Below are 7,092 nucleotides of genomic sequence, written 5' to 3' on the forward strand. Positions count from 1 at the left end.
AAGAAAAAAGCTGGGATATTCCCAGCTAATCATTTAACTACTTAACTCTATAATGGGGAATTTTATCCCGATATTATCGGAGAATTTAGAGGCGTTATTGACAATATTACAAAAAGCATCCCACCGGAAGGAATTAATGAAATAGATATCACGATTTATCCGAATAATGTGTCTACATATGAGCAGGATTGGAAAGTACAAGGGACAAATGATAAAGACATTTCAAGAAGTTTTATTGTGAAACAAGGCAACCGAAGCTACATTTTACCTTTAATTGAAGTAGTTCGCAGCATTTTAGCACCGAATCGCTTTTTACTGTACCGACTTTTTGAAGCAAATTCATTTCCACAGTATTTTATTGAAAATTACTATCCTAATAAAATTCATTTGGATTTTTCATCAATCTATAACATTAAATATACAAAAACAGTCTTCTTATATCAGCTCGTGTGGTTGCTTACAAATCGCGATTTAAGAAGCGTGTTTGAAAATGTCGCTTATATGTTTAATCATAAAGGGAGTCTACAGTTTGATTGGTCTTTTACACAACCTATTACGATTAGAGCTATCGTAAGGCCTAATGCTAGTGGCGGTACAGTGTTACGAGTGATAAGTGTAAAAAACAAATATATTTCGTACAAAGAAATCACATATGAACATCCCGATATAGCTCAATCAACTAAAGCGAATGAGGCAAAGAAATATACATTACAAACTAAAAATAAGTTAACTGGTCAGCAAGACGAAATGATTTTGGATGAAGAAATTGAAGGTACAACAGATAACTTTGATGTTATTGAAATGGACAATCAAAAGCACGAATATCTCGCGATGCCTAAAGTGATTAAAGCTCCCCGTAAGACTAATAAAAAACGTGAATTTGAAGATGAAAATACGAAGAAGCGTTTCATCAATAGTGATAGAAATCGATCCACAGCAGATGTAGGAGGAAATCAAGTCGCTAGAGGATTGGAGCAGCAGTCATTAATAGATGTTCAAATTGATGGCGAGCTAGGCGAATTTATAAAGGTAATGCGGGTGCTGCAAGATTTCCCAGAAGTACAGTCGATTAATATTATTCATGGAAGCTTGAAGGAGTTTTCTGATACGAAGCGTTTTGTTTATTTGAGTGATGGTGTGACGGAGAGGAAGTATGTGATTGCGGAAATCAAGTTACTATCTGGAAAGATTTTTAAAGTGATAGAGGTTGAACGAGAGGAAAAAGCAATTTCAACTTTCATCTATTTTTCTACTAGAATTGAGAATAAACTATACGAACTAAACGTGATATTTAAAGGCTTAATAGAGAAGAATGGTGTATGGGATAAAATGCAGTTAAGTTATACACGAATAAACTATTTAACGTTGAGACATGGGAAAAAGGAATATAGACATAGAGCGACTGTAATATTGAATAAAGTTATTTGATCTGATTAGGCTTAGTTTATGGGGAAATAAAAGTACGTTTAACTGTAGAGTTGATAAAATTTCTCTGGGATGAGTAGTATTGGAAGAATTAATCATCATCAAAAGTAATTAAATAATTTTAAGGAAGAAAATAAATGTATACATTAATTACTGTAGTATATTACATGCAATCAGTCAGTAAAGATATAGTGCTTGATGAAGAAGGTGAAAATAAAACAGCTAACCTTGATTATTCAAAATGAATAATCAAGTACATGAATATGTGAAACTATCAAAAGAAAAGAAGGTAGATGTAAGATTTTGAATTTTAACCGAGATAGAAAAAATAAATTCACGGATTTTAAAACACAGAATCAAAATCTAGTAATCCAAGGTATAATATTTATCAAGAGTAAGTGTGATTTTTATATAGAAAGGAATTAAAATGAATAAAAAATGTCAGGTGTTTACACCAAGAGAAGTGGTTGAAGCGATGTTAGACAAAATAGGATACACGAAAGGGTTATATGGAAAAAAAGTATTAGAAAATTCATGTGGTGTAGGTAATATTCTATGTGTAGTGGTAGAAAGATACATTAAAACCTGTTTGGTAGAGGGATACTCAAATATTTCTATAAAAAAGGGGCTAGAGTTAGATATATACGGTGTCGAAATTGACGAAATACATTTTAATAAATGCATAGAAAACTTAAATCATATAGCAGAAAAATACGGTCTTTATAATATTGATTGGAAAATCTTAAATATAGATAGCTTGAATAAAAAATGGGAAGTAAAGTTTGATTATCTTATAGGTAATCCACCATATATAAAATATAGTGAAATTAATTCAAGTATAAGAAAATTTGTAAAAGAAAATTTTAAAACATGTTCTATTGGAAAGTTTGATTATTGTTATGCCTTTATAGAATCAGCATTAGAAAACCTTAATGACACAGGTAAAATGATATACCTAATTCCTAATAGTATTTTTAAAAACGTATTTGGAAAAAATTTAAGGGCTATGATGCTAGATGATTTGACTGAAATCATAGATTATAAAAATTTGAAACTTTTCCCTGGTATATCAACTTCCTCTGCATTGATTTTAATTGAAAAGGGGCGGAAAACGGAAAAAATTATATATCAAGATGTTAAAAGAAATTTCACGTCGGAGCTTCCTAAAGAAAAATTGGGGGAAAAATGGATTTTTAGAGATGGAAATAGAGAAGAAAAAGCAAGTACAAATAAATTTGGAGATTTCTTTAATGCATCTATTTCTATAGCTACGCTTTTAAATGAAGCATATGTTGTTAAAGAATTTGAAGATAATGGAGAATATATTGCGACTAAAAGTTATAATATAGAAAAAGAAGTAATAAAAAGAGCTGTGAGTCCTAAATCTATGAGCTATGGAAAAACAGAAATGATTATATTTCCTTACTATTATAGATTAGGGGAATTAAAGAGATATACACTTGGGGAATTTGAAGAAAAATTTCCTCAAGCAGTTAAATATCTGAAGCAATTTGAAAATAAACTTCAAAAAAGAAAATCGAGTGAAAATACTGAGTGGTTTGAATATGGAAGAACACAAGCGTTAAAAAATCTTAATCAATCTAAATTACTCTTATCTACGGTTGTTACTAGTAAAATAAAAGTTTATGAACTTAATGAAGAAAGTATCCCGTACTCAGGTATCTTTGTTACACCTAAAAGTTCGCTTAGTTTGAATATAGCGAAGAGAATTCTTACTAGTGAAGATTTTCTTAATTATGCGAAAGGTATAGGAATACAGGCTAATGGAGAGTCGGTGAGAATAACAGTTAATGATATCAATAATTTTCATATAGATTTAGAGGGGTTGATAAGAAATGGGGAAAATGAAATATAAAATATCTTCTCGGACAGCTATATTACTTGGACGTGAAAGTGTATCTAAAGTAGATGGTGCTATTATTGAGTTAGTTAAAAATACATACGACGCTGATTCTGAATTATGTTATATCTATTTTGATATATCAAATGATTGCTTGTATATATTAGACAATGGGGTAGGTATGACAAAAGATATAATAGAAAATTGTTGGATGATTATTGGGACAGATAATAAAAGAGAGAATTATAAATCCCAAAAAAACAGAATAAAATCTGGAGAAAAAGGAATTGGGAGATTTGCTTTAGATCGGTTGGGTAGTAAGTGTGAAATGCTGACTAAAAATACTAATGAAAATTTAATTCTTTGGAAAAATGATTGGACGAAATTTGAAGAAAATGGTAAAACGATAGATGAAATAGAAGCAGAATTTGATTATCTAGACTTAGATTTTTTAGATGTTATACCAGTAAAGATATTAGAGAATATTAAGAAGTTGGAGAAACGCTTAGACCTAAAATATAATTTGGAAACAGGAACTATTTTAAAAATTAGCGATTTAAGGGATACATGGACTAATGAAAAGATAGAAGCATTGTTTGATTCTTTAGGGTTCTTAATTCCTCCTTCAGAGCAAAAAGATTATCTTATTAGTGTTCAAAAAGCTCCAAATGAAGATTATATTTTAATAGAAAATCAAATTTCTGAGGAGTTTGATTATAGACTGGATGCAGTCTTTGATGGAGACAAGTTCAGAGTTCTTTTATATAGAAATGAGTATGACTTAAGTAAAATTCCAGATGAGCTATTTGAGTTAGAAGAGTTTAAAATATTCCCTTTTAGAAAGGAAGATTTTCAAGCAAAGGAAATTTTAATAGAACAATCTATTGCCCAATTATTAAAAACTGATGAAATAAAGGAAATTAATAAAGCTAAAAAGGTGGGAGCTTTTAAGTTTGAATATACCTTCATGAAGTTAAGTTTGAGTGAGAAAGATAAAAAAGGGTACTTTTATAAAGAAATAAGTAAAACGCGTAACGATTGGATGGATTTGCACAATGGAATAAAAATCTATAGAGATAATTTTTTAGTTAGACCTTATGGAGATCAAAAATCAGACTCTTTTGATTGGCTCGGGATAGATGCTAAAAGAGCAACAAATCCTGCTGCTGTCGGAGATCGTTCAGGACGTTGGAATGTTCGTAATAAGCAAGGTCAAGGGACCATATTTATTTCAAGAGTTATGAATGATGAAATCTTAGATAAATCAAGCCGTGAAGGAATAATAGAAAATGAATATTTTTCTATTTTTAAAAGAATGGTATTAGGTATCATAGCTTTATTTGAGAAAGATCGTGCATATATAGCTAGACATATAAAAAAATTTCATGAAATAAAAAACCCGAAGGAAGCAACAAAGGAGGAAGCGAATAAAATAGCGAAAGAAATAATCGATAATAGGGGGAAAATAGAAAAAGATGATATAAAAGCAAGTGGAATATATATAAAACCTAAAATTGAAAAGGAAGCAGAAACTCTTGCTAAAGCTGTAGAATATTATAGGGAAGAAAGAGAAGAATTGATATCTGAAATTAAGTTACTGCGTGAATTAGCTACCAATGGCTTGATTACAACATCTATTGTACATGATTTGAAAACAATAAGAGCTAACCTAAATAGTAGAGTAGAAGTTATAAGAGGAAGTATTGGTAAACACCCAGTCATATTAGAAAGAAGTTTACAGGATTTAGATAAATCGGATACATTTTTAAAATCGTGGATAAGTGTAATTATAAATCAAAAGAAAGATCGTAGAAAAAGAACTAAGCAAAGTATTAGTGAAACTGTAAAGTCTACTATCAATCTAATAATACCTATTTTAAATCAGAAGAATATTAAAATAAATATTGAAAATCCTAAAAACGAAATCTATAAAAAGATATTCTCATCTGATTTTGAAAGTATTATTTATAATTTGATTATTAATTCTATTGAATCATTTGAAAAGAAGAGCCCGAAGGAAAGAAATATTAATATTCTTGTGAAAGAAGGACAAGGCGAATTTACTTTGTTATATGAAGATAATGGTAAAGGATTAGATGAAATATTTCAGGATCCAAATGAAATTTTTAATTATGGAGTCACAAGTAAATGTGATAGAAATGGAACTAAAATTGGTACAGGTTTAGGTATGTATATTGTAGCTTCAACGTTAAGAGAATATGATGCGAAGTATAAGATTATAGAAAGTCGGAATGGTTTTGGGCTAGAAATGAAATTTAAAATATAAGGGGGTATTAAAATGGACATTTTTAAAATAGGAATTATAGATGATGATTCATCAAAAGTAACTCAAATTATGTATAGATTAACTATAGGTTTTGAAAGTGCGAATTTTGAAAAGAAATCAAAATATTCGAATATAAAGATTGAGCCTATTGAAATAGAGATTGAACAGGATATTGAAAATACAATCAATAATATAATTGAAGAGAATATAGATGGTTTGATTGTAGATTATAAATTGTCCTCTTATAAAAATGTAGATTATTCTGGAGTAGACATTGCTGATGAGTTGGAAAAAATTAAATATGATTTTCCTATTTTTGTATTAACTTCTTATGAAGATGATCTTTTTATAAATGAAATTTTTAATGCCTATCAAGTCTTCGATTTTGATAGATATCTTAACGAAGATACTGAGAGAATTGAGTTGAATTTTAAAGTAATAGAACAAGTTTTAAAAACAAAAAAACAACAAAAAAAGTGGGAAAGTGAGATATTAGAATTATTACCAAATGCAGGTAAAAACATTGAGATTGATAATAAGTTGATTGAGTTAGATGATAAACTTGAAAAATCAATAAATGGGAGAAGTTCAATTCCTAAGAAGTTAAAAAAGGATTTACAGTCTGATAGAGTAACAGAGTTATTAAATAAATTGGATGGAATTATAGAGAAGGAGTAATAATTTTGTTAAATATTCATCAAATAAAGCCTAAGAGAACTTATACTGGGGAGCGATGGCGAACTAATAATTCTAACAAAAAAAGATTAGCAAAAGATTTTAATTATAGATGTGGTTATTGTGATGATGCTGATTTCTATAGTGGAGGATATAATGTTTATCACGTAGAACATTTTGCCCCTAAAGAAAAGTTTGAAAATTTGCAGTATACATATGAAAATCTATTATATAGTTGTCCTTATTGTAATATCTCAAAATCTAATAAATGGGTTGGAGCTACTTCAGATGAGAATATATTAGAAGCTGAAGGATTTGTAGATCCATGTGATGAAGAATATGATAAACATCTAAAGAGAACAGCTAATGGAAAAATTATATTTATTACTCCTGTAGGGTCCTATATGTATAGAGAATTAAAATTATATTTAAAACGACATGAGATAATTCACAATTTGGAAAAGATAAGACTAAGGAAAAAGAAAATAAAGGAAAAAATTGAAATAAAGAAGAATGCAGGTATAGATTGCTCTAATTTAGAATATATTTATAGAGAATTATGCGTTCATTTCTCTGAGTATTACGATTTAATGTTCGAAGAAGAGGCTGTACATAATTAATAATCAATCTTTTTTATAAAAGATGAGTTTCGCTCGAAAACTTAACCCACATGTTTTGATCAATCTTTTTTCAAAACATGTGGGTTTCTTCTATTATATAAAATCAACGTTTACAGCACATATAAATGCTAATTTAAACGTGTACATATAAAATCACTTAAAGATGTACAAATTTACCATTAAATGTAACATACTAGAACTTGAGGTGAATAGTATGTACATAA

At 29.0% G+C, this 7,092-nt stretch carries 5 protein-coding genes; all 5 read left to right on the forward strand.

From position 1 onward, the window contains the following. Nucleotides 1-168: 168 nt before the first annotated feature. The 5 genes from ACFSY7_RS10735 (at nucleotide 169) to ACFSY7_RS10755 (ending at nucleotide 6,868) form a co-directional block, all read left to right on the forward strand. Nucleotides 169-1,428 (forward strand): Tn7-like element transposition protein TnsE, encoded by a 1,260-nt coding sequence (locus ACFSY7_RS10735; RefSeq protein ID WP_380147824.1) that lies wholly within the window; start codon nucleotides 169-171, stop codon nucleotides 1,426-1,428. Nucleotides 1,429-1,852: 424 nt separating this feature from the next. Further along, nucleotides 1,853-3,301 carry an Eco57I restriction-modification methylase domain-containing protein gene (locus tag ACFSY7_RS10740; protein WP_380147825.1) on the forward strand — a complete coding sequence of 483 codons (1,449 nt, stop codon included), beginning with the start codon at nucleotides 1,853-1,855 and terminating at the stop codon, nucleotides 3,299-3,301. Further along, on the forward strand, nucleotides 3,282-5,573 hold the full coding sequence (locus ACFSY7_RS10745) for a sensor histidine kinase (RefSeq protein ID WP_380147826.1): 2,292 nt from the start codon (nucleotides 3,282-3,284) through the stop codon (nucleotides 5,571-5,573). Before ACFSY7_RS10740 ends, ACFSY7_RS10745 begins: the two co-directional genes overlap by 20 nt. A gap of 12 nt (nucleotides 5,574-5,585) precedes the next feature. Further along, entirely contained in the window at nucleotides 5,586-6,251 is a 666-nt protein-coding gene (locus ACFSY7_RS10750) for a hypothetical protein (RefSeq protein WP_380147827.1), read from the forward strand. A 5-nt stretch (nucleotides 6,252-6,256) separates the two neighbouring features. Beyond that, a complete protein-coding gene (locus ACFSY7_RS10755) occupies nucleotides 6,257-6,868 on the forward strand; it encodes an HNH endonuclease (RefSeq protein WP_380147828.1) in 612 nt (203 codons plus the stop codon). Nucleotides 6,869-7,092 lie beyond the last annotated feature (224 nt).

The sequence above is a fragment of the Kurthia populi genome, assembly GCF_042686175.1.
In the GTDB taxonomy this organism is placed as follows: Bacteria; Bacillota; Bacilli; order Bacillales_A; family Planococcaceae; genus Kurthia; species Kurthia populi.

What these genes read in the sequence shown, in the direction of transcription:
- ACFSY7_RS10740 (WP_380147825.1), top strand. Translation starts at nt 1,853, where the DNA reads ATGAATAAAAAATGTCAGGTGTTTACACCAAGAGAAGTGGTTGAAGCG.
- ACFSY7_RS10745 (WP_380147826.1), top strand. Translation starts at nt 3,282, where the DNA reads ATGGGGAAAATGAAATATAAAATATCTTCTCGGACAGCTATATTACTT.
- ACFSY7_RS10750 (WP_380147827.1), top strand. Translation starts at nt 5,586, where the DNA reads ATGGACATTTTTAAAATAGGAATTATAGATGATGATTCATCAAAAGTA.